The organism is Betaproteobacteria bacterium, assembly GCA_016194905.1.
GTDB lineage: Bacteria > Pseudomonadota > Gammaproteobacteria > Burkholderiales > JACQAP01 > JACQAP01.
This window is the reverse complement of record JACQAP010000004.1, coordinates 82,276-98,413: the sequence shown is the minus strand read 5'-3', so window position 1 is coordinate 98,413 and position 16,138 is coordinate 82,276. Positions and strand designations below refer to the sequence as shown.

The 16,138-nt window shown below is 55.8% G+C and carries 20 protein-coding genes and 1 other RNA gene; 11 read left to right on the top strand and 10 right to left on the bottom strand.

What is annotated here, in order from left to right; all coding sequences use genetic code 11:
• Positions 1-2: 2 nt before the first annotated feature.
• The 5 genes from pqqE to pqqA (HY067_00865) form a co-directional block, all read right to left on the bottom strand.
• Complete coding sequence (pqqE, locus tag HY067_00885) at positions 3-1,154, bottom strand: pyrroloquinoline quinone biosynthesis protein PqqE (GenBank protein MBI3526505.1); 1,152 nt, start codon at positions 1,152-1,154, stop codon at positions 3-5.
• On the bottom strand, positions 1,111-1,404 hold the full coding sequence (gene pqqD / locus HY067_00880) for a pyrroloquinoline quinone biosynthesis peptide chaperone PqqD (protein ID MBI3526504.1): 294 nt from the start codon (positions 1,402-1,404) through the stop codon (positions 1,111-1,113). The genes pqqE and pqqD overlap by 44 nt, the downstream gene beginning before the upstream one ends.
• A complete protein-coding gene (pqqC, locus tag HY067_00875) occupies positions 1,397-2,116 on the bottom strand; it encodes a pyrroloquinoline-quinone synthase PqqC (protein MBI3526503.1) in 720 nt (239 codons plus the stop codon). The genes pqqD and pqqC overlap by 8 nt, the downstream gene beginning before the upstream one ends.
• Before the next feature lie 13 nt (positions 2,117-2,129).
• The gene (pqqB, locus tag HY067_00870) at positions 2,130-3,044 is read right to left on the bottom strand and encodes a pyrroloquinoline quinone biosynthesis protein PqqB (protein MBI3526502.1); all 915 of its coding nucleotides are present in this window, start codon (positions 3,042-3,044) and stop codon (positions 2,130-2,132) included.
• Positions 3,045-3,125: 81 nt separating this feature from the next.
• Positions 3,126-3,197: a pyrroloquinoline quinone precursor peptide PqqA gene (gene pqqA / locus HY067_00865; protein ID MBI3526501.1), complete on the bottom strand. Its 72-nt coding sequence runs from the start codon at positions 3,195-3,197 to the stop codon at positions 3,126-3,128.
• Positions 3,198-3,432: 235 nt separating this feature from the next.
• Here pqqA (HY067_00865) and HY067_00860 point away from each other — a divergent pair, with 235 nt between their 5' ends.
• From HY067_00860 to bfr, 11 genes are all read left to right on the top strand, one after another.
• Positions 3,433-4,362, top strand: coding sequence for a TonB family protein (locus HY067_00860; protein MBI3526500.1), 930 nt, complete (start codon positions 3,433-3,435; stop codon positions 4,360-4,362).
• A 19-nt stretch (positions 4,363-4,381) separates the two neighbouring features.
• Positions 4,382-5,344, top strand: a complete 963-nt coding sequence (gene pip / locus HY067_00855; GenBank protein ID MBI3526499.1) for a prolyl aminopeptidase — start codon at positions 4,382-4,384, stop codon at positions 5,342-5,344.
• Positions 5,345-5,348: 4 nt separating this feature from the next.
• Positions 5,349-7,115, top strand: a complete 1,767-nt coding sequence (locus HY067_00850) for a PAS domain S-box protein (protein ID MBI3526498.1) — start codon at positions 5,349-5,351, stop codon at positions 7,113-7,115.
• A 50-nt stretch (positions 7,116-7,165) separates the two neighbouring features.
• Complete coding sequence (locus HY067_00845; GenBank protein ID MBI3526497.1) at positions 7,166-7,786, top strand: response regulator transcription factor; 621 nt, start codon at positions 7,166-7,168, stop codon at positions 7,784-7,786.
• 179 nt (positions 7,787-7,965) lie between these two features.
• Positions 7,966-8,037: a pyrroloquinoline quinone precursor peptide PqqA gene (pqqA, locus tag HY067_00840; protein ID MBI3526496.1), complete on the top strand. Its 72-nt coding sequence runs from the start codon at positions 7,966-7,968 to the stop codon at positions 8,035-8,037.
• Positions 8,038-8,383: 346 nt separating this feature from the next.
• Complete coding sequence (locus HY067_00835) at positions 8,384-9,097, top strand: TonB-dependent receptor (GenBank protein ID MBI3526495.1); 714 nt, start codon at positions 8,384-8,386, stop codon at positions 9,095-9,097.
• Between the two features lie 366 nt (positions 9,098-9,463).
• Positions 9,464-10,129 carry a beta-propeller fold lactonase family protein gene (locus tag HY067_00830; GenBank protein ID MBI3526494.1) on the top strand — a complete coding sequence of 222 codons (666 nt, stop codon included), beginning with the start codon at positions 9,464-9,466 and terminating at the stop codon, positions 10,127-10,129.
• Positions 10,130-10,231: 102 nt separating this feature from the next.
• Positions 10,232-10,783 (top strand): cytochrome b, encoded by a 552-nt coding sequence (locus tag HY067_00825; GenBank protein MBI3526493.1) that lies wholly within the window; start codon positions 10,232-10,234, stop codon positions 10,781-10,783.
• A gap of 183 nt (positions 10,784-10,966) precedes the next feature.
• A complete protein-coding gene (locus HY067_00820) occupies positions 10,967-11,302 on the top strand; it encodes a DUF2325 domain-containing protein (protein MBI3526492.1) in 336 nt (111 codons plus the stop codon).
• A gap of 105 nt (positions 11,303-11,407) precedes the next feature.
• Positions 11,408-11,605, top strand: a complete 198-nt coding sequence (locus tag HY067_00815; protein MBI3526491.1) for a bacterioferritin-associated ferredoxin — start codon at positions 11,408-11,410, stop codon at positions 11,603-11,605.
• Between the two features lie 97 nt (positions 11,606-11,702).
• On the top strand, positions 11,703-12,176 hold the full coding sequence (gene bfr / locus HY067_00810) for a bacterioferritin (GenBank protein ID MBI3526490.1): 474 nt from the start codon (positions 11,703-11,705) through the stop codon (positions 12,174-12,176).
• An 88-nt stretch (positions 12,177-12,264) separates the two neighbouring features.
• Here bfr and ssrA read toward each other — a convergent pair.
• From ssrA to HY067_00785, 5 genes are all read right to left on the bottom strand, one after another.
• Positions 12,265-12,628: a transfer-messenger RNA gene (gene ssrA / locus HY067_00805) on the bottom strand.
• Between the two features lie 63 nt (positions 12,629-12,691).
• Positions 12,692-13,390 carry an HAD-IA family hydrolase gene (locus HY067_00800; GenBank protein ID MBI3526489.1) on the bottom strand — a complete coding sequence of 233 codons (699 nt, stop codon included), beginning with the start codon at positions 13,388-13,390 and terminating at the stop codon, positions 12,692-12,694.
• Positions 13,387-13,971: a hypothetical protein gene (locus tag HY067_00795; GenBank protein ID MBI3526488.1), complete on the bottom strand. Its 585-nt coding sequence runs from the start codon at positions 13,969-13,971 to the stop codon at positions 13,387-13,389. Before HY067_00795 ends, HY067_00800 begins: the two co-directional genes overlap by 4 nt.
• A gap of 69 nt (positions 13,972-14,040) precedes the next feature.
• Positions 14,041-14,736 (bottom strand): bifunctional 2-polyprenyl-6-hydroxyphenol methylase/3-demethylubiquinol 3-O-methyltransferase UbiG, encoded by a 696-nt coding sequence (ubiG, locus tag HY067_00790; GenBank protein ID MBI3526487.1) that lies wholly within the window; start codon positions 14,734-14,736, stop codon positions 14,041-14,043.
• 22 nt (positions 14,737-14,758) lie between these two features.
• On the bottom strand, positions 14,759-16,096 hold the full coding sequence (locus HY067_00785; protein MBI3526486.1) for a TRZ/ATZ family hydrolase: 1,338 nt from the start codon (positions 16,094-16,096) through the stop codon (positions 14,759-14,761).
• Positions 16,097-16,138: the final 42 nt, after the last annotated feature.

The window sequence follows — 16,138 nt, the reverse complement described above, 5'->3', positions numbered from 1 at the left end:
GACTAGACCGGCGTCTTGCTCAAGGCGCGGGAATTCTTGTCGTCGCGGAACAGGATTGGTTTAACGTCGACTTTCAGCGCAGGCGTTTGGGCCTTGTCGACCACGTCGGTGACCAGATGATGCAGGGGCGACAATCCGCATACGGGATCGGTGTTGGTCGCATCGCCGGTCAGCATGTAGGCCTGGCAGCGGCAGCCGCCGAAGTCCTTCACTTTTTCCGGACAGGAACGGCAGGGCTCCTTCATCCAGGAATCGCCGCGATAGGCATTGAAGCCGGGAGAGTCGTACCAAATCCAGTCTAGGTCGTGTTCGCGCACGTTCGGAAAGGCGAGCCCCGGCAGCATGCGCGCCTCATGACAGGGAAGTGCCAGGCCGTCGGCGGTTATGGTGAGGAACAGCGCCCCCCAGCCGTTCATGCATGCCTTCGGGCGTTCTTCGTAATAATCGGGGACCACGAAGAAGATCCGCATTTTGTTGCCCACACGTTCGCGGAACTTGTTGGTCACCTCCTCGGCGCGCTTGAGTTGGTCGCGCGTCGGCAGCAGCTGATCCCGGTTGACGTACGCCCAGCCGTAATACTGGGTGTTGGCCAGCTCCACGTACTCGGCATCCATGGCTTCGGCCATTTCCAGTATCTGCTGCACGTGATCGATGTTGTGGCGGTGCAGAACGCAATTGAGCACCATAGGGTAGTCGTACTGCTTGATCAGCTTCGCCACTTTCTGCTTCAGATCGAAGGTCTTGGTGCTCGACAGGAAATCGTTCATTTCCCGGGTCGAATCCTGGAACGAAAGCTGGATGTGATCGAGCCCGCCCTCCTTGAAAGCGGCAATGCGCTTCTCGTTGAGGCCGACCCCCGAGGTGATCAGGTTCGAGTAATAGCCGAGCTTGCGCGCCTCGGAAACCATGATTTCGAGATCGTCGCGTACCAGCGGCTCGCCCCCCGAAAACCCGAGCTGCGTGGCGCCGAGTTCGCGCCCCTGCCGCAACACCCGCAGCCAGTCGCCGGTTGACAACTCTTCGCCGTAACGCGTGTAGTCCACCGGGTTGTAGCAGAACACGCAGTGCAAAGGGCACTTGTACGTGACTTCAGCCAGCAACCACAGCGGATTACCCGGCTTGCTTGGGACGGATCCAGCCTTTTCCATGTACATGCTCCAGGAATCCGATGACGTCCCCTCGCAGGTCCGTACCGGGAAATGTGGTTTGCAAATCTTCGACGATACCGCGCACGGTTAATTTGCCGTCGATCCGCTTCATGATTTCGCCGGAGCTGCCGGGCAGTTTCACCATGCCCTCCGGGTAAAGCAGTACGAAACCCTGTTGTGCCGGTTCCCACTGAAAGCGGAAGTGGCGCTGCAGTTCGAATACCGTGTCGTCCGTGAATGGCGCGGTTTCAGACATGCCGGGTGTCACCGATGCCGTAGTTGATCTGCATTGCATCGAGCATGCTCCACAGCACGTCGAGCTTGAACTGCAGGATGCCCAGTGCACGTTCCTGCTCCGCGCGCGTTTTAAAATACTCGAGCGTGATCTGCAGACCGTGTTCGACATCGCGGCGGGCTTCCGACAGGCGCTTGCGGAAGTAGGCATAGCCTTCCGGCTCTATCCACGGATAGTGTTGCGGCCAGTTCTCCAGCCGCCTCTTGTGGATTTCCGGCGCGAACAATTCGGTTAACGAGGAGCAGGCTGCTTCCTGCCACGGGGCGCGTCGCGCGAAGTTGACATAGGCATCCACGGCGAAACGCACCCCCGGCAGCACGTATTTGAGCGAGGTGACATCTTCGCGCCTGAGACCGCAGGCCTCGGCGAGCCGCAACCAGGCTTCGATGCCGCCTTCCTGCCCCTCTATGCCGTCGTGATCGATAATGCGCTGAATCCATTTTCGGCGCTGATCGCGATCGGGCATGTTGGCGAGAACGGCCGCGTCCTTGATCGGGATGCTGATCTGATAGTAGAAGCGGTTATAAACCCAGCCCTGCACCTGTTCCCGAGTGCACTTGCCGCTGTTCATGGCGATGTGGAACGGGTGATGGATGTGATAGCGCTTGCCCTTGGCGCGCAGTTCGGCTTCGAATTCCTGCTTGTTCCACGGCAGATTGTCGGCGGCACCCATGTTCTTCTCCAGCTCAGAGCTTCACGTCCATGCCGTCATACGCGACTTCGATGCCCGCGCTGGCGAGCTGCCTGCGTTCGTCCGAGTCCTCGTCGAGGATGGGGTTGGTGTTGTTGATGTGGATGAGGATCTTGCGCGACGCTTTCAACGGCTTAAGCACTTCGATCATGCCGCCGGCTCCCGATTGCGGCAGGTGACCGATGTCGCGGGCGTGTTTTTTGGAGAGGCCAAGTCTGATCATTTCGTCGTCCGTCCAGAATGTACCATCCACCATCAGGACATCCGCTTCTTCGAGGAATGGTTCGAGGTGGGGTTCGATCTCTCCGAGTCCGGGTGCATAGAACAATACTTTCCCAGAGCGCGGGTCGGCGATGCGCATGCCGATATTGTCGCCCTCATGCGGGTTGTCGCGGTGCGGCGAATAAGGGGGCGCATTGCTCTTCAACGGTACCGCAGTAAAGGTGAGTTCCTCGGCGCCGATCACCGGAAAGCTGTTGCCGCGTCCGGTTGGGACCTTGTGCCAGTTTACGCCGCAATAGTGCCCCAGAATCTTGAACAGGGGATTGCCGGTGCTGAGGTCTTCGCGCGCCATGTCCGTGCAATAGATTTCCAGTGGGCGTCCTTCGCGCAGCATCAGCAGGCCGGTGGTGTGGTCTATTTGCGCGTCCATCAGTACGACGGAGCGGATTGCCGTATCGCGAATCGCCCGGCCGGGTTGCAGCTCAGCAAAACCTTTGTATTGCGCGAGCAGATCGGGAGAAGCGTTGAACAGGATCCAGTTGATGTTGTCGGCGCTGACCGCGATTGAAGATTGCGTGCGCGGCGTGGCACGCAGATTGCCCTTGCGCACGCCGTCGCAGTTGCGGCAATTGCAGTTCCACTGCGGAAACCCGCCGCCTGCCGATGCGCCCAATACCCTTATTCTCATCGCCATTGGTTCGCTGAAAGGCCCCGCAAGAAAGACAAAAGCCCCGTGATGGGGCTTTTGGCCAAGCCCAACGCTGTTAACTTAGCGGTTGGCGATGTACATCGTGACTTCGAAGCCGAAACGCATTTCGGTGTACTCAGGCTTGCTCCACATAGTTTTCTCCAGAAGTTTAAATTGTAGAATCAGCGGGATGTTTCCCGAAGCTGCCGAATCACCAGACCAAGTCTGCTGCCAGACTGGCAGCGGGTACATTGTCCGGTGAGTCAATGCCATTCTCCGGAAAGTCCGAGCTTCTGGCCCCTACGAAAATCACCAATTCGGCATCATGATTTTCATTAGTTTGGCGGCTCAACTTTACTTACCTCAACGGCTTCTCTACCCTTCGAACATGTCTGACGCCGCTCTCGACAGAGGTACTTATTTCCCCTCGCCAATGACCGACTGGTACCGCGAGCGCCCCTTCAAGGTGGCGTTTGCCGTCTCGGTGGTGATCCACGCGGCCTTGATCGCATTTGTACCCGGTTTCCGCTCCATCCCGATTGAGACGCCGCGGGTATTGGAGGTGGAGATCGTCCCGGAGGCAGCACCCCCGATTCCACGTATTCAGGAAAAGCCGGTCGTTCCACCGAAAACCGTAGAGCCGAAGGTTGAATCTATTCCCGAGCCGATAGTGCGACAACCGCTACCCGGGCCAACGCCCGAACCGCTGTTGCGACAACCGCAACCCGAGGCACCCGCGGTTCCTCTCGCAGAGATCATTCGGGCACCGCGTGCTGAACCGAAGCCGGAGTTTGTGGTGCCGAAGCCAGAACTGCGTCCGGAACCCAAGGCCGAGCCCAGAGTGGAGATCAAGCCCGAACCGAAAATCGAGCCCCGACCAGAGCCACCGCCGCGTGCCATTGCCGAAGTGCCGGTACCGCCGAGTCCGCAGGCGCCCCCCAGCCCGCCGGCGACGGCGATCGTTACTGTCCCCGAACCAAAGCCGATTACCGTGGCGCCCCGACAGTCAGCGGATGAGCCAGAGGAGGTCACCATGACCTCCCAAATGCTGGCGGCAATCTATCTGCGCAATCCCAAGCCGTCGTATCCAAACATGTCGCGCCACCTGAGCGAGCAGGGCACCGTGCTGTTGCGGGTATTTGTCACCATAACGGGCGATGCGGTCACTGTCGAACTCAAACAAAGTTCCGGTTTTCCGAGACTGGACAAGGCCGCGCAGGCTGCGGTGCAGAACTGGAAATTCGTGCCTGTCAAGAGGGGTGAACAGCCGGTCCCGGTCTGGGTCGTCGTGCCGATCAAGTTCAGATTGGACTCCTGATCTCTCTAACAACCTGGCCATGGTCGTAGACCAGAATCAGGCCGTCGGTGAAGCTTTTTACCCGCCGATCGAGCCTTACCGTCGCGATCTGCTCGATGTCGGCGGCGGTCATCGAGTCTATTTCGAGGAAAGCGGAAATCCGCACGGGATTCCGGTGATTTTTGTTCATGGCGGTCCGGGTAGCCAGTCGCGTCCCGCGCATCGCAGATTCTTCGATCCCGATTTCTATCGCATCATACTGTTCGATCAGCGCGGTTGCGGCCAAAGCACACCGCTTGGTTCACTCTCCGAAAACACAACGCCGCATCTGATAGCCGACATGGATAGGTTGCGGCGGCATCTGAAGGTCGAGCGCTGGTTGTTGTTCGGCGGTTCATGGGGCAGCACGCTGAGTCTTGCTTATGCGCTGTCGCATGCTGATCAAGTCGCTGGAATGATATTGCGCGGCGTATTCTTAGGCAGTCGTGCGGAGGTGGACTGGTTTCTGTCCGGCGTCCGGGGCTTCGTTCCTGAGGCCTGGGTGGAGTTTGCCCGCGACGCAGTTGGGTCTCTCGTCGAACACTATCGACGCCAGACAGATAGTCCTGAGCAAGAAGTCGCGCTGGCAGCGGCGAAACGCTGGTGCGACTATGAAGCGAGAGTCATGGAACCCGCAAATCCATCCGCATCTGCAGGCGCGGCATCGCAGCAGGAAATCCTGGCGCGCGTAAGGGTTCAACTGCATTTCCTTGCCAACGACTTCTTCCTGCAACCGAATGAATTGCCCGATAATCTTTGGCGGATAGGAACCAAGCCTGTGACCATCGTGCAAGGGAGATTGGATATGGTCTGTCGCCCCGTGGCTGCGGCCGCTGTAGCGCAGGGCATTGAGGGCTCCGAACTGCGCATAGTCGCCACCGGCGGCCATTCAGCGCTGCAGCCGGAAATTGCGGCGGCGTTATGCGCTGCGACCCGGCGCATGCGTGCTCGTATCCAGCCCTGAATCGATGCGCAATATGAGCTTGCGTGTTCGAATCAACCTGGTCATTACTCTGGTGATCGTCGCGTTTACCATTGCGACCGGGAATCTACTGATCGAAGAAACTCGTCGCTCGATCCGAGAGGAAATGGAGGCGGGAACCCGGGTTACCGCGCAGTTGCTGGAAACGGTGATAGCGAACACGCGTCCAAGCATTCAGGACACATCCCACAACCAGATTCTGTTGTCCTTCCTGCAGCGCGTGGGCAGAGTGAGGGCAAACGAGATTAGGCTCTACGACGGCAATGACAACCTTCTCTATACTTCACCACCGCCAGTCTACAAGCGCGGACGCTGGGCACCGCAGTGGTTTACCGATCTTGTCAAACCCAAATTAAGCGATTTCCGGTTGAATCTTCTGAATGGAAGCGTGGTAATAACGCCGGACCCGTCCCGCGCCGTGCTCGATGCATGGGACGACCTCAAACAGTTTTTCTGGCTTATGCTCGGATTCTTCGTTCTGGTCAACGTCGTCGTGTTCTGGCTGCTGGGGCGCTCGTTGCGACCGGTCGGAAAAATTCTCGGCGGATTGTCGCTGATGGAAAAGGGAAGATTCGAAACACGCCTGCCGTTCTTCGGTTCGCCTGAATTCGATTCGATCGGTCACGTCTTCAACCGTATGGCACAAAACCTCGAAGAGAGTCTCGCCGAAAATAGAAGACTGGCGCTGGTGGCGAAGCAGTCCAGCGATGCGATCATCATTCACGATCTGGAGGGGCGGATTTCCTTCTGGAACCCCGCGGCCGAACGGATGTTCGGCTTCCGGATGGAGGAGATCGTCGGACGCTCCGCCACACTTTTAACCACACCGGAACGACATGGAGAAATTCAGGAAAATCTCGATACCGTGAAGCGACGTGCCCTGATCGAGATGATTGAAACCCAACGCCTGACCAAAGATGGACGGATAGTCGACGTTGCGCTCTCTGCGGCGCCGCTGATCGACCCCCTGAACGATGAGGTCATCGGCGAAATCTGCAGCATGCGCGATATCACCGAGCACAAGATGGTGCAGCAGGCCGAACGAGAACTGGAACAGAATCGCCAGTTGACGCGTGCAATACAAAGTCGTCTCGAGGAAGAGCGCCGCAGCATTGCGCGGGAACTGCATGACGAACTCGGGCAATGCGTGACGGCCATCAAGACCATAGGCACTGCGATATCCAATCGTGCCCGCGAAACTGCGCCGGATACTCACGAAAATGCGCAAACCATCGTATCGGTCGCCTCGCACATCTACGATGTTGTACACGGCATTATTCGCCAGCTCCGGCCTACCGCGCTCGATCACCTGGGATTGAGCGAAACGCTGAGGGATACCGTCTCGGCATGGCGCGAAAGGCACCCGGACATTGCGTGTGATCTGCGTCTCGAAGGCACGCTCGAGGGGTTGGGCGAAACCATCAACATCACCGTGTATCGTATCGTTCAGGAATGCCTGACCAACGTCATTCGCCATGCTGTCGCGACACGTTCGGACATCCTCGTGGCGCGATGCGGCGATCATCCGCGTGGAGATGTCGTCCGGGTAGTAGTGCGCGACAACGGAAAAGGAGTTGTACAGCGCGCCGAAAGCGAAGCGACGCGCTTCGGTCTGATAGGGATGCGCGAACGCGTTCAAGCGCTTGACGGTGAATTCCGCATCGACAGCACCCCTGGAGAGGGCGTGATGGTAACGGCCGTCATACCAGTTAAGACACCGCCGTTTGGCTCTCGCGATACCGAGGCGGCATAGCGGAAGGGCCCACAGTGGAGAATAAATTGGCAATCGGGAACATCAGCGTGATGCTTGTCGACGATCACGCCGTGGTACGCATGGGCTTTCGCTTGCTTCTCGAGGGCTCTTCCGATATCAGGGTAGTCGCCGAGTCGGAAAGCGGGGAAGATGCCTGTCGCAAATATCCGGAAGTCAGGCCGGACGTGGTGGTCATGGATATATCCATGCCTGGAATCGGTGGCCTCGAAGCGATCGACCGTATTCTGGCGCGCGAGCCTGCAGCACGCATTCTGGTACTTTCCGCCCACGAGGATGCGATGCACGCGCGCAGAGTGCTGAAGGCCGGTGCCGCCGGCTATCTCACCAAGCGTAGCGCGGCGGAGGCCTTGATGCAGGCAATCCGGCAGGTGCATCAAGGCAAAACTTTTCTGGAACCGGAGATTGCGCAGCAACTTGCCATGCAGCAACTCAATGGCGAGCGCAATCCGCTCGATATGCTGAGCGAAAAGGAATTCAAGGTCTTCCTCGCCCTGGCGAAGGGCCAATCGGTCGCCGATATCGCCGAAGTCATGTCGCTCAGCCCGCGTACCATCGGCACTCACCTGTACAACATCAAGCAAAAGCTCGGAGCGTCGAATTCGGCTGAACTGGCTATCATTGCCATCCGGGCTGGTCTCGTAGATCTTTGATTATAAATGATATATTAGATTTTTCGGGATTAGCAAAATCTAATGAAAATCATGAGTCGGATTTCAGGGTTTTCTTGTGGGGATGGGGAGCGGGTTGACCCAGAATACATTCCATGGTCGTGATGAACGGCCTCGATGCCCGATGAAGTGGATTAACTCTCTTAATAAGGAGCTTTGCCATGTGGACCAAACCCGAATACACCGAAATGCGCTTTGGCTTTGAAGTCACGATGTACGTGTTCAATCGCTGAATAGCACAGCGCGACCCAAAGGGCTGCTTTCGAGCAGCCCTTTTTATTTTTGAGTGCGCCTATCGGCATTCTCGTGACAGAAGATAAAATCAAATACGACACCATGAACGAGACCCGAAAGGGCTTTAGAATGTCGCTGGCCAGATCGGCCCGCTGGGACGCGACGAAAACAATACCGTCTTCGATTTCGACTAATTCCTGCAGGCGCAGTGGGACGTGACTGACCGTTGGAGCGTAAGCGGCGGCGTACGTCACAGCGTCGTAAAGTTCAAGAGCGAGGATCACTTCATTCGGCGACGACAGCGGTAGCATCTATTTCAGCGATACGACACCGGTCAGCGACATCGTGTTCAAGGTCATTCCGGTGTTCAACCGCTATGCCAACGCTGGCAAGGGATTCGAGACGCCAACTCTTGTGGAACTGGCACACAAGTCCGTTTCGGCAACGAGCACCGGCTTCAATTTCGCGCTCAAGCACGCCGAAAGTAACAATTATGAAATCGGCGCGAAGACCTACCTGAGATCCAAGACCCGGTTGAACGCAGCGGTTTTCAAGACCGACACCAAGAACGAGATCGTCGTTCTCATCAACAGTACCGGGAGGTCCGTTTTCCAGAACGTCGACAGCACCAGTCGAAAGGGCTTCGAACTCGCAGTCGATACTAAGTTCGGAAACGGATTTACCGGACTGCTGTCCTACACCTGTTTCGGCGCCAAGTTTGAGAATGCGTTCCTGGCGTGCGGAATCAGCGCTGCTTGTGTGGCGCCGAATCTCAATGTTGCGGCGGGGAACAAAATACTTGGTGTACCTGCCAACTCCGTATACGGAGAACTCGGTTGGTCTTACAACCCGTTGGGATTCTCGACGGCAGTGGAAGCGCGCTGGATCGACAAGGTATTTACCAACGATTTGAATGACGAATCGGCCGACGCTTATGCATTGGTCAACTTGCGATTCGGCTTCGAGCAGAAACTCGGCGGGTGGGAACTCAATCGATCCGGGAATTTGCCCGCGTTGACAATATTTTTGACGAACAGTATCTGGGGTCGGCAATCGTAAACGCATCAAATGGACAATATTACCAATCCGCGCCCGGGACGAACTACACCGCAGGTGTGTCGGTACGCTATCAGTTCTGACGACCACGTTGTTGCTCGTTGTACTCGCACTAATGCCGCGCGTAGAAATACTTTGCGGCATCGTCGATCCGCCATAGACGGAGCGATCGAGCTTTCCCTACCCTGGTAGTTCCAACTGGCGACGGCAGTGGCCGTGGGTTTTTAGCTGCAATTTCGACCTATAGAGAGAACAAGATGAAAAAAGCCTGTATGACGCTCGCAAGCACTGTATTGGGTGCGCTAGTCCTTTCGACGATGGCTGCACCCTTTAGCTTATGTCTCGAACGAGGAAAGCGGAACCATATCCGTGATCGATACCAGTACCGATCAGGTCGTAAAGGAAATCAAGGCAGGAGACAAGCCGCGCGGCCTGGCTGTTTCCGGGGACGGGAAGAAACTATATGTCAGCGATCAGCCCCACAATTCCCTCGTAATCATCGACCTGGAAAAACTCGAACCGGTTGAAAGCATTTTTATAGGGGAATCTCCTGAAGGCGTCGGCATCTCTCCCGAAGGAAAATGGATCGTCGCTGCGGTCGAAGTCAGCAATTCGATTGCGTTCATCAACACGGAAACCAACAAGAAGGAATTTCTGGTCGAGGTGCGCGGCGAGAATCCCGAACACGCCGTGTTCGGTCCGGACGGAAAATGGGTTTTCTCAAGCGCGGAAGAAGCACATCAGATCGACCTGATCGATGTAGCACAGAGGAAACAGGTCAATCAGATCGAGGTCGGAAAACGGCCGCGCGGCATCGGATTTACACTGGACAGTAAAACTGCCTACGCCGTGTCCGAATTTGTCAGCACCATCTACGCAATCGACGTTGCCAAACAGGTGGTCTCGGCAGTCATTCCGGGCGGCCAATTCTCCAACGGGGTCACTGTGCATCCTGACGGATCGCGTGTGTTCGTTTCGAACGGTAAGGATGGAACGGTCTCGGTGATCGATACAACCACTAATACGAAGATCTAAAGACATCCCAGTGGGCAAACGGCCTTGGGGGGTTGTGATCCGCTAGCGGTTACGTAATTATGACTCGACAATTTGCGGGCAGTCGTTTTTGGAGGAGGGGTCTTGAATATAAATAGCAGTGGCGTTTCGCGCTACACGACGACAGCCATCGTTTTCCACTGGGTTGTGGCGATCCTGGTTCTCGCGATGCTCGGGTTGGGTCTTTATATGACGGGTGTTCCGAAGGGATCACCCGATCGTGCGTTCTACTTCAACCTGCACAAGTCAATCGGTGTCACAACGGCTCTCTTGGTAATAGTAAGGCTATGGTGGCGTGCGAAAAATCCGCCGCCATCCCTTCCGTCGTCGATGCCGGGCTGGGAGGTTCAGGCGTCAAAGATCAGTCACGCCTTGCTTTACATGTGTGTCATTTTGATGCCGCTATCAGGATTTGCCGCCACTCAATTTACGAAATACGGCGTGAATTACTTTGGTCTCTTCAAGATTCCTCCGATGGGATCGCAGAACAAGGTTGTCTACGACTTGTTGCAAGGGATACACGGGGTAACCGCAGCACTCCTGATTGTTCTTGTCATCATCCACGTGCTGGCGGTATTCAAGCATCTGTTGATCGATCGCGATAAGGTTTTCCAGCGCATGTTGCCTGGAAAATAGTACCGAAAGGTCTAATAAAAGAAGGCCCTCAGTCGGGGGCTTTCTTTTTTTGCATGGTCGTTTGCAGCTGACCGTATCGCGACAGTAGGCGAGTGTTCAAAGGCCATTAAGCTCAAATCACTTGATATATTAAATAATAATCATTATCATTCGTACTACTTTACCTGAACAAGCGAGCCAAAAATGAATGCAGTCTTGGTGGGGGCAGATCGACTGGGCAATATTCCTGACTCATTGGCTGGATTTGGAATCCGGATTCAGCGGCATGTTACCGGACGGTCATCCGCTCACCAGCGTTCCATGCCGGCGCTTCCACGTGACACAGATCTTCTTATCCTCTTTACCGACTTTCTCAACCATAACGCCATGAAAAGTTATCGGAATCAGGCCCAAATTCAGGGTATTCCGGTGATTGCATGTAGGCGCTCTGCGAACTGCCTAGCCGAGTTGGTTCAGCGCTATCTCGGCTTGGCGGGGCAATGCAAGGCTTGTCCCAAATTCCAAGCGCAAGCCGACTAGTCCACAAGGGAGACCCCCCCGGCTTTGCCGGGGGATACTTACTTGAAATATTGACAATCATTCTCATTGTGATTTAGCATTCTTCCAATTACTCTCAGGTGCGCCATGTACGTTTGCCTCTGCAATGGAATTACCGAAGGCCAGATTCGCGAAGCCGTAGGCGATGGCGCGCGTTCCTTGCGTGAACTTCGGCAGTGCCTGGGTGTGGCAAGTTGCTGTGGCAAGTGCGCCGATTGTGCGCAACAGGTGGTGCGCGAAACGCTTTCCACTGGCGAATTTCGCGAACATTTGAACGCCGCGTAATTCCTCTCATTGTCCCTTCCGGAATTTTTGGTTTTCGTAGTCCCGCCCGGAACTCTATAATCCCTGCTGTTTCGATCTTGCAATCGAAGGAGCACGCATGAAAGGCGACAAGAAGGTCATTGCACACCTGAACAAGGTACTCACCAACGAACTCACCGCGATCAACCAGTACTTCCTTCATGCCCGCATGTTCAAGAACTGGGGCCTGAAGAAGCTGGACGAGCGCGAGTTCAAAGAGTCCATCGATGAGATGAAGCATGCCGACAAGTTGATCGAGCGCATTCTTTTTCTCGAAGGCCTTCCCAACGTACAGGATATCGGCAAGATCCTGATCGGAGAGAATGTGCAGGAATGCCTGAAATGCGATTTGCGTCTGGAAATGGCAGGGCATCCCGTGTTGCGGGAGGCCATCGCTTATTGCGAAACTACGGCCGACTACATCAGCCGTGAGCTATTTGAGGATATTCTCGAAAGTGAGGAAGATCATATCGACTGGCTGGAAACCCAGATCGACCTGATTCAGAAGGTCGGCATCCAGAACTATATGCAGTCGCAGATGCCGCCGAGTTGATATTCGAATAATAATTTGTTGTTCCCGAAATCGAACAAGGCGGCTAGTTGTGAAAAACAAAAAAAGCCACCGCAAGGGCGGCTTTTTTTGGTGGAGGCGGCGGGAATCGAACCCGCGTCCGCAAGCCCTCTACAGGCAGTACTACATGCTTAGTCAGGTCATTTGATCTAACCGCTTCCACGCCGGCCGACAGGCTGGGAAGTGGCGAGTTACCTTGGATTTAATACCGCAGCAAGTAACCCGCTACAGCACGATCTCACGTATATGGCTCCACTGCTGGTTGCCCAGCCCGGCCCATGAGAGAGCCGGTGTGGAGTCCAGCCGGTATTAAGCGGCTAGAGCGTAACGTTCGTCGTTTGCGACTATACGTTTTCCAGCTGTATTAACAAGGTAACTGGGCCTTGGCATGCACTACACTGCTTCGCAACCCACGTCGAGACCAGGTCGCCCCCCAATAAGAACAAGATGGTGCTATTCCCTGAAAAATCAATTGAAGCAGGCAAGATTCTATCAGATCAGAGATTCAAACCTTCGAAAAGGATCGGACCAAGCTCCGCAGGGGAATCGACGAATACGTCCGCACCCCATTCTTCAGGCGGACGGCTGTTTCCCAAGTAGCCGTAGCGTACCACGACGACGCTCATCCCTGCGGCATGACCTGCTTGCACGTCACGCTCATCGTCTCCGACATAGATGCACTGAGCGGCGGTGGTCCCGATTCTGGACATTGCTTCGATTAACGGCGTGGGGTGAGGCTTTGCAAAAGGCGTAGAGTCACCGCAAATGACGCACGCGGTGCGATCCGACAAACGAAGCGCACGCAATAGTGGAAAAGTAAGGCGTTCGGCCTTGTTGGTAACGATACCCCAGGTCATGCCGCGATCCTCGATCTCATCTAACAGGGAAGGCACCCCGGGGAATAGGGCGCTGCCACGTGAGAGATTTCTCTCATAAAGGTTCAAGAATTCGTCGCGCAATTCCAAATAGCCGGAATCTTCGGGACGAATTCCGAAACCTGCTTGCAACAAGCCGCGGGCACCAGAGGAGGCATAGGCCCTAAGCTTGTCTATCGAGAGCTCGGGCATCCCGCGAGCCAGGCGCTGCTGATTCAGCGCAAAACCGAGATCGGGCGCAGTATCGGCAAGTGTGCCGTCGAGGTCAAACAATACGCTGCGCATTGCTGCACCCCCCGATCGTCGATAGGCCGAATTCATCGCGCCAGCATGGCGAGCAATTGTTCGTCTGCGAGCAAGTCTTCCAGCGCTTGAGACACGGCGGTATTGACGAGCAGCGTGCTGTCCTTCTCGAATGGCGGAGCGGCGCCATCCTTGCGTGTCCTGACATTGAATTGCCGGTCGTAATATTCGGTTGAATTGACCACGTGGGCAGCCACCTCCGCTCGAAGTTCCGTATCAAAAGTCAGCGGCTTCTTGACCGATTGCAATTCGAGATTGCGAATCTTAATGTCCAGCGTGCGATCCATTGTTTCGCTGTACGGCTGTACCGAGAAACCCAGTCTGGTCAGCGCCTGTTTTACTCGTTCGTAGATCGCGGGGCTCGGATCTTCTTCCACCCTTACATCGACCATTTTTCGATCGGGATCTCCGACCTCTCCCAGTTTCTTGTCCAAGCGGGAATCGGAGACTCGAAGACCCACCGCTTTGCTATTGCCAATCTGCGCTTCCTTTACTTTTACTTCCGGATCGATTCGAAGGTACTGAGGTTTCAAAGAGCAGCCCTGCGTACTTATGCCCAACGCAACCGCTGCGGTGGCCAGCAAGATTCTCGTATTCATCGAAATCTCCTTGAATTATACGGGGCGACAGAAGGCAAAATGCCCGGGTCCGCGGTTGCGCAATACTGCTCAAATCGCCCGCGCGCTCAGAATATAATTGACGGATGTGTCCGCTACCAGGGAATAGATCTTGGTAAAAGGGTTATAACTCATCCCGATCAGATGCTCGGTTTGAAGTTCCGCACGGCGGCAGTAACTTGCAAGTTCCGCGGGAGTGATGAACCTCGCATAGTCGTGCGTTCCCCGCGGCAGCAGATTTAGTACATATTCAGCACCCAGTATCGCGAAAAGATATGACTTCGGATTGCGGTTGATGGTGGAAAAAAAACATCTGCCCCCAGGATTCACCAGCCGCGCGCACGCATTTATTGCGCTGGCGGGATCAGGCACATGCTCCAGCATTTCCATGCAGGTGATGACGTCGAATTCCCCTAGTCGCTTATCGGCCAACTCCTCGACTGTTATATTGCGATACTCGACCTCAAGTCCACTTTCCAGCAGGTGCATCTGCGCCACCTTCAGCGGTTTGTCGCCGACATCGATGCCCGTCACCCTGGCCCCCGCGGCTGACATGGCCTCGGAAAGAATGCCTCCGCCGCAGCCGACATCAAGGACGCGTTTGCCTTTCAGTCCTGCTATTTGATCGATGTAACCCAGCCGCAGCGGATTGATATCGTGCAGCGGCTTGAATTCACTGTGCGGATCCCACCAGCGATGGGCCAGCTCGCTGAATTTTTGCAGTTCGACTGGATCTACGTTGATCATCTTATCCAACAGATATTCTTTTCTATATTGAACCTGTAATGCGCGCTTGCCATTCTCTTGCCTTGCGCATGATGCCGCCCTCATCGAGGTGTAGCAGCCGGCCGGAGCGGACCAGCTGCTTGCCCGCGACCCATACATCGCTTACATCCTCGCGACCCGCCGCGTAGACCAGATGCGACGCCGGATCATAACAGGGAGACAATGCGATCGAATCCAAGTTCACAGCGCACAAGTCGGCGCATTTACCCGGTCGTATCGATCCGACGCTGCGTTCGAGCCCCAGCGCCTGAGCGGCATTGAGCGTTGCCATGCGCAAAGCCGTATGGGCGGGAAGAACTTCCGCATTGTTACTGGTCGCCTTGGCCAAAAGGGCTGCCAATCGCATTTCGCAGAAAACATCCAAACGGTTATTGCTGGCCGCGCCGTCCGTTCCGATGCCGATGTTGATTCCGGCGGACAGCATCCTGTCCACAGGCGCGATGCCGCTCGCGAGCTTCAGATTCGACGATGGACAATGCGCGACCGAACAGCCCAGCCGGGCGAGGAGTGCGATTTCCTCAGGTTCGAGATGCACGGCATGCACCGCAATGAAATTCGGTCCCAGTATCCCAAGCCTCTCCAGTCTGGCGAGCGGCCGTACGCCGAATTTGACCAGACTCTCGCTGATCTCATCGTGCGTTTCGTGAATATGGGTATTGATCGGGATCTGCAACTGCTCCGAAAGAGTGAGTATCTGCTCGAAGCTCTTGTCGCTGACCGTATAGGGCGCGTGCGGCGCCATGCAGAAGCTCAGCAACGACTCCTTTTTCAATTCGTCGCGCATTGCCAGGCCCTTGCGCAGATAGTCTTGGGCGTCGCTAGCATACGCGCTGGGGAATTCGATCAAAATGATGCCCAGCGCGGCACGCATGCCCGCGTCCAGGGCCGCCCGGGCGGTCATCTCAGGGAAGAAGTACATGTCATTGAAGCAGGTAACTCCACCACGTAGCATTTCGGCGCATGCGAGCAGCGTTCCGTCATAGACGAACTGTGCTGACGCGTGCTTGCTTTCTGCCGGCCATATGTGATTCGAAAGCCAGTCCATCAGCTTCAGATCATCTGCAAGCCCGCGCATCAGCGTCATTGCCGCGTGGCTGTGGAAATTGATCAACCCGGGAATCAGTACATGCGAATTCAATCGACACGTCTTTCCGGAAGAACAGCGCACGCTCATTTCGTCGCTCGGCAGCAATGCCACGATATTTCCGTCGGTGATCGCGACCGCGTGATTCTCGAGCACGGTGCCGTGGGGTTCGACCGGAATGACCCAGGAAGCCTCGACTACGAGATCGGCGGCAAATCCGGAATTCGAATCCTGCATGGTGACCTCAAAAAAAAGCCCCGCATCTGCAGGGCTTTGATG

Excerpts from the sequence above, each read along its gene's own strand:
- pip (MBI3526499.1), top strand. The coding sequence starts at position 4,382 with ATGGTCGTAGACCAGAATCAGGCCGTCGGTGAAGCTTTTTACCCGCCG.
- pqqB (MBI3526502.1), bottom strand. The coding sequence starts at position 3,044 with ATGAGAATAAGGGTATTGGGCGCATCGGCAGGCGGCGGGTTTCCGCAG.
- pqqE (MBI3526505.1), bottom strand. The coding sequence starts at position 1,154 with ATGTACATGGAAAAGGCTGGATCCGTCCCAAGCAAGCCGGGTAATCCG.
- HY067_00820 (MBI3526492.1), top strand. The coding sequence starts at position 10,967 with ATGAATGCAGTCTTGGTGGGGGCAGATCGACTGGGCAATATTCCTGAC.
- HY067_00800 (MBI3526489.1), bottom strand. The coding sequence starts at position 13,390 with ATGAATTCGGCCTATCGACGATCGGGGGGTGCAGCAATGCGCAGCGTA.
- bfr (MBI3526490.1), top strand. The coding sequence starts at position 11,703 with ATGAAAGGCGACAAGAAGGTCATTGCACACCTGAACAAGGTACTCACC.
- HY067_00795 (MBI3526488.1), bottom strand. The coding sequence starts at position 13,971 with ATGAATACGAGAATCTTGCTGGCCACCGCAGCGGTTGCGTTGGGCATA.
- ubiG (MBI3526487.1), bottom strand. The coding sequence starts at position 14,736 with ATGATCAACGTAGATCCAGTCGAACTGCAAAAATTCAGCGAGCTGGCC.
- HY067_00860 (MBI3526500.1), top strand. The coding sequence starts at position 3,433 with ATGTCTGACGCCGCTCTCGACAGAGGTACTTATTTCCCCTCGCCAATG.
- pqqD (MBI3526504.1), bottom strand. The coding sequence starts at position 1,404 with ATGTCTGAAACCGCGCCATTCACGGACGACACGGTATTCGAACTGCAG.
- HY067_00850 (MBI3526498.1), top strand. The coding sequence starts at position 5,349 with ATGCGCAATATGAGCTTGCGTGTTCGAATCAACCTGGTCATTACTCTG.
- pqqC (MBI3526503.1), bottom strand. The coding sequence starts at position 2,116 with ATGGGTGCCGCCGACAATCTGCCGTGGAACAAGCAGGAATTCGAAGCC.
- HY067_00845 (MBI3526497.1), top strand. The coding sequence starts at position 7,166 with ATGCTTGTCGACGATCACGCCGTGGTACGCATGGGCTTTCGCTTGCTT.
- HY067_00815 (MBI3526491.1), top strand. The coding sequence starts at position 11,408 with ATGTACGTTTGCCTCTGCAATGGAATTACCGAAGGCCAGATTCGCGAA.
- HY067_00785 (MBI3526486.1), bottom strand. The coding sequence starts at position 16,096 with ATGCAGGATTCGAATTCCGGATTTGCCGCCGATCTCGTAGTCGAGGCT.